This is a genomic window from Mycolicibacterium boenickei, assembly GCF_010731295.1.
Classification (GTDB): Bacteria; Actinomycetota; Actinomycetes; order Mycobacteriales; family Mycobacteriaceae; genus Mycobacterium; species Mycobacterium boenickei.
The window spans coordinates 540,905-558,430 of the sequence record NZ_AP022579.1 but is presented as its reverse complement, the minus strand read 5'-3'; the positions used below and the strand labels follow the sequence as shown (position 1 = coordinate 558,430).

At 67.1% G+C, this 17,526-nt stretch carries 17 protein-coding genes; 7 read left to right on the top strand and 10 right to left on the bottom strand.

Annotated elements, in window-relative coordinates:
- The 5 genes from hsaD to G6N57_RS02410 all read left to right on the top strand — a co-directional run bounded on the left by hsaD (position 1) and on the right by G6N57_RS02410 (position 4,971).
- Positions 1–876 (top strand): 4,5:9,10-diseco-3-hydroxy-5,9,17-trioxoandrosta-1(10),2-diene-4-oate hydrolase, encoded by an 876-nt coding sequence (gene hsaD, locus G6N57_RS02430; RefSeq protein ID WP_036442384.1) that lies wholly within the window; start codon positions 1–3, stop codon positions 874–876.
- A 3-nt stretch (positions 877–879) separates the two neighbouring features.
- Entirely contained in the window at positions 880–1,779 is a 900-nt protein-coding gene (gene hsaC, locus G6N57_RS02425) for an iron-dependent extradiol dioxygenase HsaC (protein ID WP_077738774.1), read from the top strand.
- The gene (gene hsaB / locus G6N57_RS02420; RefSeq protein ID WP_065510216.1) at positions 1,779–2,348 is read left to right on the top strand and encodes a 3-hydroxy-9,10-secoandrosta-1,3,5(10)-triene-9,17-dione monooxygenase reductase subunit; all 570 of its coding nucleotides are present in this window, start codon (positions 1,779–1,781) and stop codon (positions 2,346–2,348) included. Before hsaC ends, hsaB begins: the two co-directional genes overlap by 1 nt.
- A gap of 171 nt (positions 2,349–2,519) precedes the next feature.
- Complete coding sequence (locus G6N57_RS02415) at positions 2,520–3,974, top strand: hypothetical protein (RefSeq protein WP_234815860.1); 1,455 nt, start codon at positions 2,520–2,522, stop codon at positions 3,972–3,974.
- Between the two features lie 157 nt (positions 3,975–4,131).
- A complete protein-coding gene (locus tag G6N57_RS02410; RefSeq protein WP_077738775.1) occupies positions 4,132–4,971 on the top strand; it encodes a mycofactocin-coupled SDR family oxidoreductase in 840 nt (279 codons plus the stop codon).
- Here the strand turns inward: G6N57_RS02410 and G6N57_RS02405 are convergent.
- Entirely contained in the window at positions 4,964–5,557 is a 594-nt protein-coding gene (locus G6N57_RS02405) for a TetR/AcrR family transcriptional regulator (RefSeq protein ID WP_077738776.1), read from the bottom strand. The two genes, G6N57_RS02410 and G6N57_RS02405, sit on opposite strands and share 8 nt — an antisense overlap.
- A 153-nt stretch (positions 5,558–5,710) precedes the next feature.
- Here G6N57_RS02405 and G6N57_RS02400 point away from each other — a divergent pair, with 153 nt between their 5' ends.
- Entirely contained in the window at positions 5,711–5,935 is a 225-nt protein-coding gene (locus G6N57_RS02400) for a ferredoxin (RefSeq protein WP_077741647.1), read from the top strand.
- Between the two features lie 3 nt (positions 5,936–5,938).
- Positions 5,939–7,222, top strand: coding sequence for a cytochrome P450 (locus G6N57_RS02395; protein ID WP_077738777.1), 1,284 nt, complete (start codon positions 5,939–5,941; stop codon positions 7,220–7,222).
- Here the strand turns inward: G6N57_RS02395 and G6N57_RS02390 are convergent.
- The 9 genes from G6N57_RS02390 to G6N57_RS02350 all read right to left on the bottom strand — a co-directional run bounded on the left by G6N57_RS02390 (position 7,203) and on the right by G6N57_RS02350 (position 17,521).
- Entirely contained in the window at positions 7,203–8,441 is a 1,239-nt protein-coding gene (locus tag G6N57_RS02390; protein ID WP_097926454.1) for an NAD(P)/FAD-dependent oxidoreductase, read from the bottom strand. The genes G6N57_RS02395 and G6N57_RS02390 overlap by 20 nt on opposite strands.
- Positions 8,438–9,838 (bottom strand): NAD(P)/FAD-dependent oxidoreductase, encoded by a 1,401-nt coding sequence (locus tag G6N57_RS02385; protein ID WP_077738778.1) that lies wholly within the window; start codon positions 9,836–9,838, stop codon positions 8,438–8,440. The genes G6N57_RS02390 and G6N57_RS02385 overlap by 4 nt, the downstream gene beginning before the upstream one ends.
- Positions 9,835–11,265: an FGGY family carbohydrate kinase gene (locus G6N57_RS02380; RefSeq protein WP_077738779.1), complete on the bottom strand. Its 1,431-nt coding sequence runs from the start codon at positions 11,263–11,265 to the stop codon at positions 9,835–9,837. The genes G6N57_RS02385 and G6N57_RS02380 overlap by 4 nt, the downstream gene beginning before the upstream one ends.
- Positions 11,262–12,749, bottom strand: a complete 1,488-nt coding sequence (locus G6N57_RS02375) for an amino acid permease (protein ID WP_077738780.1) — start codon at positions 12,747–12,749, stop codon at positions 11,262–11,264. Before G6N57_RS02375 ends, G6N57_RS02380 begins: the two co-directional genes overlap by 4 nt.
- An 86-nt stretch (positions 12,750–12,835) precedes the next feature.
- On the bottom strand, positions 12,836–13,615 hold the full coding sequence (locus tag G6N57_RS02370; protein ID WP_077738781.1) for a DeoR/GlpR family DNA-binding transcription regulator: 780 nt from the start codon (positions 13,613–13,615) through the stop codon (positions 12,836–12,838).
- Positions 13,616–13,699: 84 nt separating this feature from the next.
- Complete coding sequence (locus tag G6N57_RS02365; RefSeq protein WP_077738782.1) at positions 13,700–15,115, bottom strand: aldehyde dehydrogenase family protein; 1,416 nt, start codon at positions 15,113–15,115, stop codon at positions 13,700–13,702.
- Positions 15,097–15,894, bottom strand: a complete 798-nt coding sequence (locus tag G6N57_RS02360; protein WP_077738783.1) for a carboxymuconolactone decarboxylase family protein — start codon at positions 15,892–15,894, stop codon at positions 15,097–15,099. The genes G6N57_RS02365 and G6N57_RS02360 overlap by 19 nt, the downstream gene beginning before the upstream one ends.
- Complete coding sequence (locus tag G6N57_RS02355; RefSeq protein ID WP_174814449.1) at positions 15,891–16,691, bottom strand: mycofactocin-coupled SDR family oxidoreductase; 801 nt, start codon at positions 16,689–16,691, stop codon at positions 15,891–15,893. Before G6N57_RS02355 ends, G6N57_RS02360 begins: the two co-directional genes overlap by 4 nt.
- Positions 16,691–17,521 (bottom strand): mycofactocin-coupled SDR family oxidoreductase, encoded by an 831-nt coding sequence (locus tag G6N57_RS02350; protein ID WP_077738784.1) that lies wholly within the window; start codon positions 17,519–17,521, stop codon positions 16,691–16,693. The genes G6N57_RS02355 and G6N57_RS02350 overlap by 1 nt, the downstream gene beginning before the upstream one ends.
- Between the last annotated feature and the right edge of the window lie 5 nt (positions 17,522–17,526).

Below are 17,526 nucleotides of genomic sequence, written 5' to 3'. Positions count from 1 at the left end.
ATGACTGCCACTCAGGAGATCACCTTCGAATCCACCTCGCGGTACGCCGATGTGCAGGCCGGCGAGCTGGCCATGCGGTTGCACTACCACGAGGCCGGGGACCCGACGGCGCAGACCATCGTGCTGCTGCACGGCGGTGGTCCCGGCGCCTCGAGCTGGTCGAACTTCGGCCGCAACATCGCGGTTCTAGCCGAGAAGTACCACGTCCTGGCCATCGACCAGCCGGGTTACGGCCTGTCGGACAAGCACACCGAGCACGAGCAGTACAACCGCTACAGCGCCAAGGCGGTTCTGGGTCTGCTCGACAAGCTGGAGATCACCGGTCGCGTTCCGCTGCTGGGCAACTCGCTCGGCGGCGGCACCGCGGTCCGCTTCGCGCTGGACTACCCGGACCGGGCGGGCAAGCTGGTGCTGATGGGCCCGGGTGGTCTGTCGGTCAACCTGTTCGCACCGGATCCGACCGAGGGTGTCAAGGCGCTCGCCAAGTTCAACTTCGAACCGACGCGCGAGAATCTCGAAGCGTTCATCCGGATCATGGTGTTCGACCAGAAGCTGGTCACCCCCGAGCTGGTCGATGAGCGGTTCGCGATCGCCAGCACGCCGGAGTCGCTGGCCGCCACCCGTGCGATGGGTAAGTCGTTCGCCGGTGCGGACTTCGAGCTCGGAATGATGTGGCGTGAGGTGTACAAGCTGCGTCAGCCGGTGCTGCTGATCTGGGGCCGCGAGGACCGGGTCAACCCGCTCGACGGCGCACTGGTCGCGGTCAAGCAGATTCCGCGGGTACAGCTCCACGTCTTCGGGCAGTGTGGACACTGGGCTCAGGTCGAGAAGTTCGACGAGTTCAACAAACTCACCATCGATTTCCTTGGGGGTTAGCAGATGAGCATCAAGGCGCTCGGCTACATGCGCATCGAGGCCACCGACGTGGCGGCCTGGCGTGAATTCGGGCTGAAGGTCCTGGGCATGGTGGAAGGCGACGGCTCCATCCCGGGCGCGCTCTACCTGCGGATGGACGACTTCGCAGCCCGTCTGGTGATCGTGCCCGGCGAGCAGGACCGGCTGCTGATCTCCGGCTGGGAGGTCGCCGACGCTCCTGCCCTGCAGGGCCTGCGCGAGACCCTGGCCAAGGCAGGGGTCGATTTCACCGAGGGAACCAAGGACGAGATCCGCGAACGCCGGGTCGAAGGCCTGATCCGGTTCTCTGACCCGGCCGGCAATGTGCTCGAGGCGTTCCACGGCGCGCAGTACCTGGGCCGGCGGTTCGTCAGCCCCTATGGCCACAAGTTCGTCACCGCCGAACAGGGCCTCGGGCACGTTGTGCTGACCTGCGATGACGACGCCGCAGCTCAGGCGTTCTACCAGGACGTGCTCGGCTTCCGGCTGCGCGACTCGATGAGCCTGCCCCCGCAGCTCGCGGGCCGTCCGGCCGACGGCGATCCGGTCTGGCTGCGCTTCTACGGCTGCAATCCGCGTCACCACGCGCTGGCCTTCATGCCGATGCCCAACCCGACGGGCATCGTGCACCTGATGGTCGAGGTGGAGAACTCCGACGACGTCGGCCTGTGCCTGGACCGTGCCAACCGCCGCAAGGTCAAGATGTCAGCCACGCTCGGCCGGCACATCAACGACAAGATGCTGTCCTTCTACATGAAGACCCCCGGTGGGTTCGACATGGAATTCGGTTGTGAGGGACTGGAAGTCGAGGACGAGAGCTGGATCGCCCGCGAGAGCGTGGGGATCAGCCTCTGGGGCCACGACTTCTCCGTTGGATTCCAGTGATGACACAGGCACAGCCGATCGACCCGCGTACATTCCGAAATGTGCTCGGCCAGTTCTGCACTGGCGTCACGGTCATCACGACCTTGCACGACGACGTGCCGATCGGCTTTGCCTGCCAGTCGTTCGCCGCGCTGTCGCTCGACCCGCCGCTGGTGTTGTTCTGCCCCACCAAGCAGTCGCGGGCGTGGCAGGCCATCGAGGCCAGCGGGAAGTTCTGCGTGAACATGCTGCACGAGAAGCAGCAGCACGTGTCCGCCCAGTTCGGCTCCAAAGCTCCGGACAAGTTCGCCGGAATCGACTGGACGCCATCGGAACTCGGCTCTCCGGTGATCGATGGCAGCCTCGCCCACATCGACTGCAACGTGCACTCCGTACACGACGGTGGCGACCATTTCGTGGTGTTCGGTGCGGTGCACTCGTTGTCCGAGGTTCCCAAGCGTAAGCCTCGGCCGCTGCTGTTCTACCGCGGCGAGTACACCGGGATCGAGCCGGACAAGAACACCCCGGCGCAGTGGCGTGACGATCTGGAAGCGTTCCTCACGACCACCACGTCCGACACCTGGCTCTGACTTTCGTCGTTGACAAAATGGGCCCCCTCCTGACGGACGGGGCCCATTTTGTTATGCGCAGCGCATATTTACGGTACAGAAAGTCAGGGTAGGCATACCTATTGATATTTAGGGAAACCTAAGCTAATTTTTGGTCGTTCCTCAGTCAACTATCAGCTTTCAGGAGTTTCCGTGCCCCAACCTGCCCTTTCGTCCGGCCATACCCCGGCGGCGAGCCGCAAGGACAAGTTCCTTCTCGCCGGCGTCGCGATGGTGAGTGCCGGCGCCATCGCGGTGACCCCGGTTGCCCAGAACGCGACGGTCATTGAGCAGGCGAAAAACTTCGCCTACGACCTGACGGCCGCGACGATGGACGCCACCGCCTCTCCGGTCGATGTCTACGGGACGTTGTTCAGCAACACGGTCGGCAACCTCCAGTCTCTGGGCGCCGCGCTCGCGGCGAATCCGGCACCGTTCCTGAGTCAGGTGTTGGAGAACCAGCAGGGCTACGCGGCAAAGTTCGGCGCGGCGTTCGAGGCCATCCCCACCAACCTGAAGAACTGGTACGAGGGACCCAACGGGCAGGCTCGGCTGGCGCAGGCACAGGCGGCCCTCGAGGCCGGCGACATCGGCGAGGCGTACCGGTGGTTCAACCACTCGATGCTGTACGCGTTCCAAGGCGCCTTTGGTTCGCTGATCGCTCCCGGCTTCATCCTGTCGGGTGTTCCGCGCGGCGGGACCGAGTACCTGGCCGGGATCCCGGAGCAGATCGCGCAGAACTTCACGAATGTGATCGCCGCGACCTTCACCTCGAGCGTTGTCGTCAGCGCAGTGTTCCAGGGTGCTTTCGCGACGGTGAGCGGTCCGGCGTTCGAACTCGCCCGCGTTGCCGAGGCCATCAGCACCAGCGTGGCCGCCGGGGATGCCCAGGGGGCCTTCAACGCCGTGGTCAACACACCGGGAATCCTGGTCAACGCGGCGCTCAACGGATTCAAGTACTCCGATCCCGATCCCGAGACCGGCACCGGGGGCTACACCGAGTGGCCGGCCCTGCTCACCTGGGCCGAGCCCGGCGAGCAGGGTGGTGCTCGGGTGGTCGCGGGCCTGCTGCAGAACCTGCTGGTGAACATCCCCAAGTCCCTCGCCGACGCCATCGACAACACCCCGGAGGAGGAGGCAGCCCCGTCGGCCGCGTCGACCGGCGTCGCCGCTCTGGTGTCGGCCGTTTCGCCGAAGGCAGCGTTGACGGAGTCGGTCGTCGAGACGGCAAAGGCCGAGGCCCCGGCTGTCGAGTCTGCGAAGGTCGAGGCCCCGAAGGCTGCGACCCCGGCTGTCGAGTCCGTGAAGGAAAAGGAAGAGACGCCGAGCGTCACTGCTGTTTCGGCTACGACAGATGCGGCCGCTCCGGCCGCGACGGATGAGGCTGCCGCTGAACCCGCCGCAACGCCCGCGACCGGCAAGTCGGCCGACGCGGATGCCAAGTCCACGGGCAAGACGAAGGTGGCGGACCGGATCAAGGCCAAGATCAACGAGGCCAAGGAAGCCCGGCAGGCCAAGGCCAAGGAGGCCAAGGCCAAGGCGACCAAGTCCACCGATTCGAAGGGTGCCGGCGACTCCAAGAGTGACTCGGGCTCGTCGTCCGAGTAGTCAGTGCTGCGCAGCTGGGCCTCATCCGTCAGGGTGGGGCCCAGTTTCGTTCCGGTCGACCGCCATCTCCTGACCGATCGATTAAAGATGCTGTTGACAAACCCGCCGTCTGATGTAACGGTTTGATCGACTGATCAAATCATCGAAAGGATGGCCAATGGCAGGCAGAGTCGAGGGCAAGGTTGCCCTCGTAACCGGGGCGGCGCGTGGGCAGGGACGCAGCCATGCGCTGAGATTGGCGCAAGAGGGTGCCGACATCATCGCCGTCGACGTCTGCCGCCCGGTTACCGACACCAGCGCGATCCCGGCCTCGACCCCGGATGATCTGGCCGAGACGGCGGACCTGGTCAAGGGGCTGGATCGCCGTATCGTCACCGCCGAGCTGGACGTGCGTGACTTCGACGCGCTCAAGGCGGCCGTCGACAGCGGTGTCGAGCAGCTCGGCCGGCTCGACATCGTGGTGGCCAATGCCGGCATCGGCAACGGTGGTGACGTCCTGCACGAGACCAAAGAGTCCGACTGGGACGACATGATCGGCGTCAACCTGTCCGGCGTCTGGAAGACCGTGAAAGCCGCAGTGCCGCACATCCTTTCCGGTGGCCGGGGCGGTTCGATCGTCCTGACCAGCTCGGTCGGCGGCCTCAAGGCCTACCCGCATACCGGCCACTACATCGCGGCCAAGCACGGGGTGATCGGTCTGATGCGCAGCTTCGCGGTGGAGTTGGGGCAGCACTCGATCCGGGTCAACTCGGTGTGCCCGACCAACGTGAACACCCCGATGTTCATGAACGACGGCACCATGAAGCTGTTCCGTCCCGACCTGGAGAATCCGGGTCCCGACGACATGGCGGTCGTCGCTCAGTTGATGCACGTGCTCCCGGTCGGCTGGGTGGAGCCCGTCGACATCAGCAACGCGGTGCTGTTCCTGGCCTCCGACGAGGCCCGCTACATCACCGGTCTGCCGGTCACGGTCGACGCGGGCAGCATGCTCAAGTAGCGGTGGCGTCGCTGCCGAACCGACGCAGGAATCGTTCGACGAAGGCGCGGAACTCGGCGTGGCCGTCGGTCACGCCGACCGCCTCTTCGTTGCACAGGCTGCGGGCGGACTGGGTGAGCAGCATCGACATCACCACCGGCGGATACTCCTCCATGTCCACGCCGTTGGCACGCAGGACGCCGGCCATGGCGGTCGCCTCGATGTCGCGAACCCGCTCGGAGTACGCCTTGAGTTCGACGCCGATCGCCTTGCGGTGATTGGCCAGCGCCATGAACTCGGTGTTGAGCCCGGTCACCCGCGAGTCGGAGTTGATCAGCCACAGGGCGCGGAGCGGATCGTCGGTGGTGATGGCCTCGCGCAGCCGGGCCAGGGCCACGTCGGCACCGCTACGCAGTACCGCGATGTACAGGTCATCGAGGGTGTCGAAGTAGTAGTAGACGAGCGCCGAGCGGACGCCGGCGACGGCGGCGATACGCCTGGTGGTGGCTGCGGCGTAGCCCTCGTCACGGATGACCTGGGCGGTCGCCTCGATCAGCCGCTTGCGGGTGCCCGCGTCCTTCTCCTTGGCCGCCCGTGCTGCCGCCATCAGCGCACCCTCCGAAAATCATTGCCCGACAACAGGTATTTCGTTCCCAAAGGGAACCTTGACCGCCGAACGCCGGGGGTGGTAAGCATGAGCCATCCTAACGGTTTGATCGAGTGATCAAATTTAGAACTGAGGAAACAGATGCTCCACGACATGAGCACGACCCGGGTCAGGGTGGACCCCGGTCTGTGTGAAGGCCATGCCCTGTGCATCCAACTTGCCCCTGAGGTGTTCGACCTGTCCGACGACGAGGTGGCCAGCGCTGCCCCGGTGAACGGGCAGTGGGATCAAGGTACCTGGGACAACGTCAAATCTGCCGTCGACGCCTGCCCGCGCCAGGCCATCAGCCTGCTCAACACCAGCACGAAAGGCCAGTGAGCCATGACCGATCTCGCCTCAGTCGACTACTTCGCCGACCCGGCGGTCGCCCAGGATCCGTACGAGTACTACGAGTACCTGCGCAGCAACGGGCCCGTGTTCGCCGAGCCGCATCACGGTGTGGTGGCGGTGACGGGCTATCAGGAAGTGATGGCCGCCTTCAAAGACCACGGGTCGTTCTCGGCCGTGAACGCGATCGGCGGCCTGTTCCCGCCGCTGCCCTTCGAGCCCGAGGGCGATGACATCAGCGAGCAGATCGAGGCGCACCGCCACTTGTTCCCTATCCACGAGCACATGGTGGTGATGGACCCGCCGCAGCACGAGCGCGCCCGGTCGCTGCTGAGCAAGCTCCTCACGCCGCGGCGGCTGAAGGAGAACGAGGATTACATGTGGCAGCTGGTCGACCGCCAGCTGGACAGGTTCCTCGACAACGGACAGTGCGAGTTCCTGTCGGAGTACGCCAAGCCCTTCGCCACCTCGGCGATCATCGACCTGCTTGGTGTTCCGGAGGAGGACCGCCCCGAATTTCTCGCCGCGCTAGGTGCTGAGCGGCCGGAGGGCAACCGGGTCGGCGCGCTCGACGGCGAGCCGGTCGGCCTCGACCCGCTGCAGTACCTGGACGACAAGTTCGCCGGGTATCTCGCGGAGCGCCGGCGCGAGCCCCGCGGTGATGTGCTCTCCGGCATGGCCACCGCCACCTATCCCGACGGCTCGACCCCAGAGCTGCTGGAGGTGGTCAAGCCGGCGACGTTCCTGTTCGCCGCCGGCCAGGAGACCGTCACCAAGCTGCTCACCGCCGCCGTCCAGGTGCTGGGCGACTACCCGGAGTTTCAGCAGACGTTGCGCGAGAACCCGGACGGTATCCCGACTTTCATCGAGGAAGCGCTGCGGATGCATTCTCCGACGAAGGTCGACTTCCGGCTCGTCCGCAAGAGCACCACACTCGGCGGCGTACCGCTGAAGGCGGGCACCATCGTGATGCTGTGCCTCGGCGCGGCCAACCGCGATCCCCGCAAGTTCGACGATCCGCACGAATTTCGGCCGGATCGCAAGAACGTCCGCGAGCACATCGCGTTCGGCCGCGGCATCCACACCTGCGCCGGGGCACCGCTGGCCCGGGTCGAGGGTCAGATCACCGTCCGCCGCCTGCTGGACCGTATGCGGGACATCGGAATCGACGAATCCGCACACGGTCGCCCCGGAGCGCGGAACTACACCTACGAACCGACGTTCCTGCTGCGGGGCCTCACCGAGCTGAACATCACCTTCACCCCAGCGAAAGGCTGACCGGACCGCCGCGGTGGTCCACCGTGTCGAGGATGCTCGACGGCACCCGGAACACCCGGCCCGGTGAGGCCGGCCACGGCAGGGTCTTGCGCCCGATGACCTTGCCATCCTGGCGCGCAACCACTTTCGGGATCCGCACCAGGGTGTCGGTCCACAGCAGCAGCCGGTTCCGGGCCGGCGCGGGGTCGCCGGGCCGCAACAGGCCGGGTGCCACCCAGCGCAGCGGGGCCGCGGCCTCGATGCGGACCGCGCCCTGCGGGGCGGGTGTGCCGCTCAAGTAGCGGCGCACCTGTGCGGCCACATGGCGGCCGTCGAGTGCGGCGATGTCGGCGGTGTCCACCGGGTGCAGCAAGTTGCCGATCGCGAAGACACCGTCCCGGCTGGTCCGCAGCGCGGTGTCGACGACGGGGCCCAGGCTGCTCGGGTCCATGTCGAGTCCGGCCGAGCGGGCGAGTTCGTGGTCGGGAATCCAGTCGCCGGTGAACACCACGGTGTCGCAGGCCACGATGCGGCGCTGCCCGGTCCGGGTGTTCTCGACCTCAACACCGACGACGACACCCTTGCCGATGATGCGGGTCACCCGGGTCGTGGTGGCCACCTCGACACCCATCAACGGCGTGCGGCCGGCGATGTTGAATACCGCGTACGACTCGGGCGACGGGTATTCGCTTGTCATCAGGACGGTTTCGCATCCGGCGTGTTTGAGGGTGAGCACCGCCGAGTAACTGACGAGTTCGGCGCCCACGACGACGGCGCGCGTGCCCACGCTGCGGTGCTGAAGGTGCACGGTGTTCTGCAGTTGCCCGGTGGTGTACACACCGCCGGGTCGGTCACCGGGGATCATCCTGGCCGGGCGGGCCCGTTCGCGGGCGCCGGTGGCCAGGACGACGGCGCGGGCGTCGAGAACTTCGCGCCCCGACGGTGAGGTGACTTCCAGAGATCTGTCGCCGGCCCAGCCGGTGACCATGGCGGAGGTGCGGATCTCGGCCCCGGCCGCCGCGGCCTCGCGGACCAGGCGTCGTGCGTACGCAGGCCCGCCGATGAACGTCTTCATATCGCGGATGCCGTAGCCCGGGTGGTCGCTGTGACGTGGAATGCCACCGGCCTCGTATTCGCGTTCCAGCACAACCACATTCAGTCCGGTTCCGTCGGCCAGCGCGGCCGCGGCGGTCAGGCCGGCGGGTCCGCCGCCGATGATCGCGACGTCGTAGGTGCTCACTGGTGGACCTCCTGACGCTCCCGCTCGAAGACCGCCTGCACCTCGGCGCCGCAGAAGAATGCCTGGCAGCGGCCGTTCATCACGCGGGTACGTCGGCGCAGGCCTTCCAAGGCCGCGGGCGGGATGACGGAATGGCAGGCGTCGCGCAGTTCACCTTCGGTGACGCGTTCGCAGAAGCACACGATCCGGCCGTAGGCGGGATCGGCGGCGATCTTCTCGGCCTGTTGATAGGGACGGGGGAATGCCTCGCCGAGGTTGGGCATCTGCGGCGGGGCCGGCAGCTCGTCGACCGGATCCAGCTCAAGGCCGGCCGAAACCAGTTGGTCGCGGGCATATTCGGCGATCGCCATGCCCGCGGTCAGGCCGGTGGAGCGGATCCCGCCGACCAGAAGGTAATGCTGTGCCGGATCGGCTTCGATCAGGTAGTCGCCGTGGTCGATTGCGGCGCGCAGTCCGGCATAGGTCGCGGTGACCTCCTCGGCCAGCAGCCGGGGCATCAGTGCCCGGCCCTTTTCGAGCAGGAACTCGAACCCGGTCTCGGAGGTGCCGGTCGCGGTGCGGTCGGTGAGGTCCTCAGAAGTGGGGCCTAGCATGACGTTTCCGTAGATGGTGGGGCTGACCAGGACGCCTTTGCCCCGCGATGTCGGTACCGGCAGCACGATCTTGTCGACGAGTGGCCGAGCCAGCTTGTCGTAGACGATGAGCTCGCCGCGGCGCGGAGTCACAGTGAATCGGGAGAAGCCGAACAGGTTGTCGATGACGTCGGCGCCCAGGCCGGCCGCGTTGACCACCCACCGGGCCCGCACCGCGCCGGCGGAGGTGTGCAGCGTGGTGACCTCGGCCCCGGCCTCGACGCGTTCCACCCGGTGATCGGTCAGTAGGGTGGCGCCGCGGTTGACGGCGTCGGTGGCCAGCGCGAGGTTGACCGTCCAGGTGCAGATGATCGACTCGTCGGGCACCGTGAGCCCGCCGAGCGCACCTGGTCCCAGATCGGGCACCGCGGCATACACGGCGGCGGAATCGACGATCTCGCACCGGTGATAGCCGTTGGCCTCGGCCTTCTCTTTCAATCCCGGTAGGGCATCGAGCTGTTCGTCGTCCCAGGCCACCAGGATCGCCCCGGTGTGTTCGACGGGGATCCCGGTGCGGGTCGCGTAGTCGGACAGCAGCTGATAGCCACGGCTGACCATGGCGGATTCCAGTGTGCCGGGCTTGGCGTCGAATCCGGTGTGCAGGATCGCGGTGTTGGCCTTGCTGGTGCCGTCGCCGACGTCGTCGCGGGCTTCGAGCAGGGCGACCGACAGTTGGTATCCGGACAGCTCGCGCGCGATGGCCGAGCCGACGATGCCGGCGCCGATGACCACGACGTCGAACACGTCGGAGGTCGGGGTGTTCATGAATTCTCCTGGTTGTACGTGGTCTCGGCGAGTTCGCGCCAGGCCGAGCGGAATTCGGCGGCGCGCGCCGGACTCCATCGAGGTTCGTAACCGGCCGCCGGCGTCCAGTCGGCGACGACATCGGCCACCGACGCGTCGGGCGCCAGGCTGAGCCGGGCCAGTGCGGCGGCGCCCAGCGCGGTCGCGTGCGCCGAGGGATATACGTCGACCGGCACCTGCAGGATGTCGGCGCAGGCTTGCATCAACACTGTGGACTGGGTGAGGCCGCCGTCGGCGCGGAGCCGGGTCAGCGGTGGCGCGTCCGCGTCGATCGCCGACACCAGCTCGGCGACCTGAGCTGCGATGCCCTGCAGGACGGCCATCACGATGTGTCCGCGGCCGGTTGACAGGGTCATTCCCGAAATCGTCGCGGTGGCCTGCGATTTCCACCATGGCGCGGCCAGGCCGGCCAGTGCGGGCACACACAGCACTCCCGCGCTGTCGGTCTCGGCAATGCAGTCCATCTCCGCGGCCCCGCCGATCAGGCCGAGCGAGGTGAGCCATTTGACGGCGGACGCCGCGGTGTAGACCTGGCCGTCGATGCAGAACGAGTCGGTGCCGCCGACCCGCCAGGCCACCGACGAGGTGAGGCCGGTGGTGGAGCGCACCGGGGTGGTCCCGGTGTTGGACAGCAGGAACGCGCCGGTGCCGAAGGTGCACTTGGCCATGCCTGGCTCGAGGCACGCCTCGGCCAGCAGCGCGGCCTGCTGATCCACCACGATGCCGCCGACCGGGGTGTCCGTGCCGAAAGCGGATGTGGTTCCGATTATCTCGTCGTTGGCGGCGATGCGGGGCAACCGCTCACCGTCGAGGCCGAACAGGGCGAGCAGTTCATGGCTCCAGTCCCGGGCACCCAGGTCGACGGCCGCCGAGCGGCTGGCCGTGGTGGCGTCGGTGACGAACTCGCCGGTGAGCTGGTGCAGCAGCCAGGTGTCGGACGTTGTGACGACGCTGCCGGCCACTCCTTCCACATTGCGGCGCAGCCAGGCCATCTTCGGTGCCGAGAAGTACGGGTCGAGCACCAGTCCGGTGTGGGCGGCGACCATCTCGGCGTGCGGTGCGAGGTCGGCGCACAGGGCTTCGGCCCGGCGATCCTGCCACACGAGGGCCTGGGTCAGCGGCTTGCCGGTGCCCGGGTCCCAGGCCAGCACGGTCTCGCCCTGATTCGCCAGCGACACCGCCTCCACTGGCCGGCCGGCCTGTTCGAGGGCGGCGCGTCCGGCGCCGAGCACGGACTCCAGCAGCTCTGCCGGATCCTGCTCGACGCCGCCGCCGTCGAGGTAACGCGGGTGCACCGGAACCTCGGCCAACCCGACCACACCGTGTTCGGGGTCGACGACGATCGCCTTGGTCCCCGAGGTGCCTTGGTCGATGGCCAGTACGGTCATTTCACGGTTTCCTCGGTGCCTGCGACCTCATCGAGTTCAGCGTCGATCGAGGCCATCTCGGGCATCTTGAGCCCCTCCTTGCCGCGGGTGACCAGCAGATAGCCGAGGTAGACCGCGCCGATCGCGACCATGGCCAGGACGTAGAGCCACGGATCCTTGAAGGACGCGTCGCGGAACAGCGAGAGCTCGAACACCAGCCAGACCACTGCGACCACCAGGACCGGAATCTCCCAGCGGCCCAGGCTGAATCCCGCGCTGGCGGGCAGCTTCTTGCGGGTCGCGATGTAGAGCGCGATGGTGATGGCGTAGATGGAGGCCGGCAGCAGGGTGGCCGCGGAGAACAGCTTGAACAGCGCGTCGGTGCTGGTCGAGAAGATGCCGAGGATCACCGCCGAGGTGGCTGCCATGAACACGGTGGCGTTGGCCGGGGTGCGGAACCGAGGCGAAACCTTGTGCAGCACCTGCCATCCCGGGAAACGCTGATCGCGCGACATCGCCCAGACCAGGCGCACACCACTCATCAGGATCACCAGTCCGCAGGCGAAGATCGCGATGGCCACCAGCACGAGCAGTGCGGTGCCGACGAAGGAGCCGAGGATGTCACGGATCACGTCGGCGATCGGGGTGCCGGACTGGGCCAGCGTGGTCGGGTCGCTGACGGCGGCGGTGACCACGAGCAGGAACAGGAAGCCCAGGATGCCGGAGGCCAGCACGGCCTGCCACATGGCGCGCGGCACAACGATTTCGGGCTTCTTGGTTTCCTCGGCCAGGTTTGCGGCGGATTCGAAGCCGACGATGGTGAAGGCGCCGAGCAGGAAGCCGAGCATCCACGGGCCCACCGAGGTGGCGGTGCCGAAGCTCCAGTATCCCTCGGCCGGGATATCGCCGCGGGAGAACAGGTTTCCGACCGACAGCTTGTGCGCGATGACACCGACGATGAACAGCAGGACCACGAGGGCGACCATGCCGATCAGCTCCGCGGTGACCGCGAAGTTGTTCACCCGCTCGGTCCACTTGGTGGACAGCCCGACCAGCAGGGCCTGCAGGAACAGCACCGCGGCGGTGATCTCGAATGACGTCAGCGCGGTTCCGGTGAAGTCGAACAGCGCGGGCACCACGGTGGCGGCCACGGTGTAATCCACCGCGACCACGACGATCGCGAGGAAGGTGAACGAGATCCAGCCGGTGATCCAGCCGAGAACCGGGTTGGCCAGTCGCGACACCCATTGGTAGGCGTAGCCGGTGACCGGGATGCGGGCGGCCAGCGAGCCGAGCAGGAGCGCGACCGCGACCTGACCGACGATGACGATCGGCCACGTCCAGATGCCCATCGGGCCTGAGCTGTTGAGCACGCTGCCGTATGTGGTGAAGATGCCGGTCGCAATCGAGACGAAGGCGAAGGCCACGGCGAACGAGGCGAATTTGCCGGTGCCGCGTTCCAGGGTTTCGGTGTAGCCGTAAGGCGATGTGGAAGAATTTGTCACTGATCGGGCTTTCTGAGGGAAATTGACTGTTTCGCGAGGGAATTGCTCGGTCCGCGGGCGACGCTGCAACGTCGCCCGCACCCGTTTCAGGCGCTTGCCGGACGCGCCGGCATGACCACACCTCCCGTCTCCTCTAGTGCCGCTGCCACGGCCGGGTCGGTGTTCTGGTCGGTGATCAGTCCGTTGACGGCGCTGAGATCGCACACTCGGTACGGCGCCACCTGCCCGAGCTTGGAGGAGTCGGCCAGGATGTAGCTGCGCGCGCTGTTGGCGATGATCGTCCGGCGCACGTCGATCTCGTCGAGATGGAAGTCGGTGAGGCCGGCTGCCGCGTCCACCCCGCCGGACCCGAGCAGGGCGATGTCGGCGTAGATGTCGGTGAAGAAGGCCTTGGTGTGTGCGTTCGAGCAGGCCAGATCGCCGGCCCGGACCCGTCCGCCGGCCAGCAGCAGCTCGATTCCCGGGCGGTCGGCGAGCTCCACCGCGACCGGTAATGACGGGGTGATCACGGTTCCGGTGAACGAGCGGGGGATGGCCTGGGCGACGGCGACGGCCGTGGTCCCGATGTCGATGATCACGGTCTGCCCGTTTTCGAGGAGGCCTGCGGCCACCCGGGCCAGCTGGGCTTTCGCCTGGTGGCGGATCATCGTGCGCTCGGAGTAGGACGGCTCGATCGGACGGTGGTCGGCGACCGCTGCGGCGCCGCCATGGACCCGGCGCAGGGCGCCGCGTTCTTCGAGAAACGCAAGGTCGCGGCGCACGGTCTCGGCCGATACCCCGAGGCGGCGGACCAGTTCGTCCGTACTGACCGCTTGAGCGGTGTCTACCGCCTCGACGATCGCCTCATGACGTTCAACCGGCAGCACGGCTGACCGTCAATGTGGATTTCTGACCGTTCATGACGGTTATTGTGGGGTGTTGCCTGGCTCACGTCAACCGAAGCCGAAAAATCAGCGCATGGCGATGCGAATGTTCTTCACCTGCTGGAACTCGTGGAGGCCCTCGACGCCGCCGGTGCGCCCGGCGCCGCTCTGTTTGTATCCGCCGTAGGGACCCTGCGGGGAGATGTCGCTGAACTGGTTGATCCACACCGATCCGGATTCCAGCTGACGAGCCACTCGATGCGCGCGGTTGAGATCCGTTGTCTGAACGAATGCGTTCAGGCCGTACGGGGTGTCGTTGGCGATCCGCACGGCCTCGTCCTCGTCGCGGAATCTCATCAGCGAGACCACCGGCCCGAAGGTCTCCAGCTGTGCGAGGTCCGAGGCGTTGTCCACGCCGCCGAACACGGTCGGTTCGACGTAGTAGCCCTCGGCCAGGTCGTCCGGAAGCCCGGCACCGCCGATCCGCTTGCCGCCCAACAGCAATTCCCCGGCCCCGCCGGACGCCGCGGCGTCGACGGCGGCCAGGATCCGGTCGGCCGCGGCTTGGCTGATCACCGGCCCGAATGTGGTCGCCGGATCCATCGGGTCACCGATTCTCGCCGAACCGATGACGCCGAGGAACTTCTCCAGGAATTCGTCATAGACCTCGTCGTGCACCAGGATCCGGCTGGCGCACGCGCAGCTCTGCCCCGATTGCATGAGCGGGCCCTGATGGGCCGAGAGGGCGGCGGCCAGGTCGAGGTCGGCGTCGGCGAAGATGAGGTTGGCTGATTTGCCGCCCAGCTCGGTGACCACCGGCGTGAGATTGGTTGCCGCTGCTTGCAATACCTTGCGCGCCGTACCGCCGCCGCCGGTGAATGCGATCTTCCCGATGCCGGGATGGCGGACCAGGGCGTCGCCACCTTCGGCGTCGGCGGGGACGACGGCGACCAGCCCCTCGGGCAGTCCCGCCTCCAGGCACAACTCGCCGAAGCGCAGTGCCGCGAACGGCGCGAGCTCCGACGGTTTGAGGACGACGGCATTGCCGGCCGCCAGTGCCGGGGCGACGCACGATCCGGTGACGACCAGCGCGCCGTTCCACGGCGTGATGACGCCGACCACCCCGTACGGTTCGCGTTCGACGAGGTTGATGTCGAACGACCCGTTGACCGGTGTCGTCACTCCGTGCGGTTTGTCGGCGTAGCCCGCGAAATGTCGCAGGAACCGTTCGAGAAGCATTGCGGTGCCGGCGAACGAGATCGGCACCGCGTAGTCGGCCACGTTGAGTTTCGCGAGCTCGTCGAGGTGGTCGTGCACCACGTCGGCCAGGCCGATCAGCAGGTCGCGTCGCCGGTCGACGGTAAGCGCCACCCATTCGCGTTGCGCTTTGGCCGCCACTCGGACCGCGTTGTCGATCTCGGCGGCGCCTGCCAGTTCCACGGTGCCGTTCGGCCGGCCGGTGGCCGGGTAGATGTGCTCGAAGATCACGCCTCGGCTTCCCATTCCTGCAACACCCGCTGCTTCTGCTCTCCGATCACCTGGTTGAGGTTCGCGGCCTTGGGCCATCCGTAGTACGCCGCGAAATGCAGTGCCAGCTCGTCCATTTCCTCGAAGGAGACGTCACGACTCTTGAGGGCGGCGTAGACATGACTCAGGATCGGCAGCGGAGCATCCTGGAACGCCACGCAGGCCACCGTCACCAGCCGGCGCTCCTTCATGCCCAGTCCGGGCCGCAGCCACATCTCGCCGAACACGAAGTTGAGGATGCCTGCCCCGGAGTACGGGTTGTCGCGGGTCGGGGCGAACGGGATGCAGTTGATGTCCCGGAAAGACTGCTCGCCGCAGACCAGCCGTTCCTCCGGGTCACTCGGTGTGGGCAGCGGCAGCAGCGGCTCCGGCGCCGGCGGCGTCTGGCCCCGCTCGCGGTGGATGCGCTCCCACTGCTCGTCCACCACGCCGTTGAACCGCGAGGCCTTCGGCCATCCGGCGTACACCGCGAAATGCAGGACGGTTTCCCGCATTTCGACGATCGACACGTCACCGCTGTTGAGTGCGGCATAGACGTGGTCGCGCAACGGGCCTTCGGCGTCGGCGTCCGCCACGCACGGCAGCGTGACGAAGCGTCGGTCCCGGCGGCTCAGGGCAGTGCGTGGCCACACCTCGGCGAAGACGAAGTCGACGAGGGTGGTGGTCGCCGGGGAATCGTCCTCGGGCGCGGAGAACGTCATCACCTCGGCGAACTCGCGGCGTCCGCGTTCGGTACGGGTATCTGATGCGGTCATCGGATCGTCACTCCTGCGTCGACTTTGAACTCCAGGCCGGTCACATAGCGGGACTCATCCGAGACCAGGAACAGCACCGCATTGCTGATGTCGATCGCCTCGGCCATCACGATGGGGATGGCGTTGCCGAACAGCGGCGCCAGATCCGGACGTTGCTCGGCGATCAAGGTGTGCAGCGTCGCCGGCCGCATCCCGGTCTCGACACCGGTCGGGTGCACCGTGTTGACCCGGACATGCTGGCCGGCAAGCTCATTGGCCAGCGCCTTGCTCATCCCGACCACGCCGTGCTTGGAGGCGGTGTACGGGGTGTGCAGCGGCGTGCCCTTGATGCCCGCGGCCGAGCTGATGTTGACCAGGCTGCCGCCGCGTTCCACCAGGTGTGGCAGTGCGGCCACGCAGGTGTTCCAGGACCCGATCAGGTTGATGTCGACGACGGTGCGCCACTGCTGGGCGGTGGTGGTGTCCCAGGTGCCCGCGGTGATGACGCCGGCGTTGGCCACCGCAGCCTCCAGGCCACCCAACTCCTTGACGCCGTCGGCGACTGCGGTCGCCAGCGCGTCGGCGTCGCGCACGTCGACCACGTAGGTGAGGGCGCGCCGGCCGTGTTTTTCGACCAGTCGCGCGGTTTCGTCGAGGTCTTCACGCGAGGCCAGCGGATAGTCGATCTCGTCCACCGATCGGCACAGGTCGACGAGGATGACGTCGGCGCCTTCCTCGGCCAGGCGTACGGCGTGGCTTCGGCCCATACCGCGTGCTGCGCCGGTGATCAGCACCCGCTTGCCGGTGACGCGCCCCATCAGAGCTTGTTCGTGAAGCCGGCGTCGACGGGGAGGGTGACCCCGGTGACGTACTTGGCGGCATCGGACACCAGATAGCTGATGGCCGCGGTGATGTCCTGCGGTTCGAGCAGCGACACCGGCATCGGGTTCTGCAGATGTGGGCCGCCGTCGGGGTAGTTCTCCAGGAACGCCGTCATCGCCGGGTTGACCGCCATCATGGTGTTGACCGCGGTGGGATGCACCGTGTTGACCCGGATGCTGTATGGGGCAAGGGCATTGGCCAAGGTGCGCATGAGTCCGACGATGCCGTGTTTGGACGCGGCGTAGCCAAGGCCGCCGCCCTGCAGGCCGCCGAAGCCGCGCAGCCCGGCGGTCGAACTGGTGAAGACGATCGACCCGCCGCGTCCGCCTTCGATCAGATGGGGGATCGCGGCCTTGGCGGTGTGGAACGAGCCGACCAGGTTGACGTCGAGCACGTCGGTCCACATCTCGAGGTCTTCTTCGATGGTCAGCTCGCGGAACGCCATCGTGGCGATGCCCGCATTGGCGAGCACGATGTCCAGCCGCCCGAACTGCTCCACGCCCGCGTCGAGCGCGGCCTTCAACGCGTGGAAGTCGCGGACGTCGGCGACCGAGGCGATCATCTTGCCGCCCGCGGCCTCGACGAGCGCGACGGTCTCGTCGAGCTCATCGCGGCTGGCCATCGGATAGCCGTTCGACGGGATGTCGGCGCAGATGTCCACGCCGATGATGGCCGCGCCATCACTGGCGAGCGTCACCGCGTGACTGCGGCCCTGACCTCGGGCTACCCCGGTGATGAAGGCGACTTTTCCGTCCAGATTTCCCATTGATC

Bases quoted from the DNA above. Each gene is read 5' to 3' on its own strand.
- hsaD (WP_036442384.1), top strand. From the start codon at position 1: ATGACTGCCACTCAGGAGATCACCTTCGAATCCACCTCGCGGTACGCC.
- hsaC (WP_077738774.1), top strand. From the start codon at position 880: ATGAGCATCAAGGCGCTCGGCTACATGCGCATCGAGGCCACCGACGTG.
- hsaB (WP_065510216.1), top strand. From the start codon at position 1,779: ATGACACAGGCACAGCCGATCGACCCGCGTACATTCCGAAATGTGCTC.
- G6N57_RS02410 (WP_077738775.1), top strand. From the start codon at position 4,132: ATGGCAGGCAGAGTCGAGGGCAAGGTTGCCCTCGTAACCGGGGCGGCG.
- G6N57_RS02405 (WP_077738776.1), bottom strand. From the start codon at position 5,557: ATGGCGGCAGCACGGGCGGCCAAGGAGAAGGACGCGGGCACCCGCAAG.
- G6N57_RS02400 (WP_077741647.1), top strand. From the start codon at position 5,711: ATGAGCACGACCCGGGTCAGGGTGGACCCCGGTCTGTGTGAAGGCCAT.
- G6N57_RS02395 (WP_077738777.1), top strand. From the start codon at position 5,939: ATGACCGATCTCGCCTCAGTCGACTACTTCGCCGACCCGGCGGTCGCC.
- G6N57_RS02385 (WP_077738778.1), bottom strand. From the start codon at position 9,838: ATGAACACCCCGACCTCCGACGTGTTCGACGTCGTGGTCATCGGCGCC.
- G6N57_RS02380 (WP_077738779.1), bottom strand. From the start codon at position 11,265: ATGACCGTACTGGCCATCGACCAAGGCACCTCGGGGACCAAGGCGATC.
- G6N57_RS02365 (WP_077738782.1), bottom strand. From the start codon at position 15,115: ATGGGAAGCCGAGGCGTGATCTTCGAGCACATCTACCCGGCCACCGGC.
- G6N57_RS02360 (WP_077738783.1), bottom strand. From the start codon at position 15,894: ATGACCGCATCAGATACCCGTACCGAACGCGGACGCCGCGAGTTCGCC.
- G6N57_RS02355 (WP_174814449.1), bottom strand. From the start codon at position 16,691: ATGGGGCGCGTCACCGGCAAGCGGGTGCTGATCACCGGCGCAGCACGC.
- G6N57_RS02350 (WP_077738784.1), bottom strand. From the start codon at position 17,521: ATGGGAAATCTGGACGGAAAAGTCGCCTTCATCACCGGGGTAGCCCGA.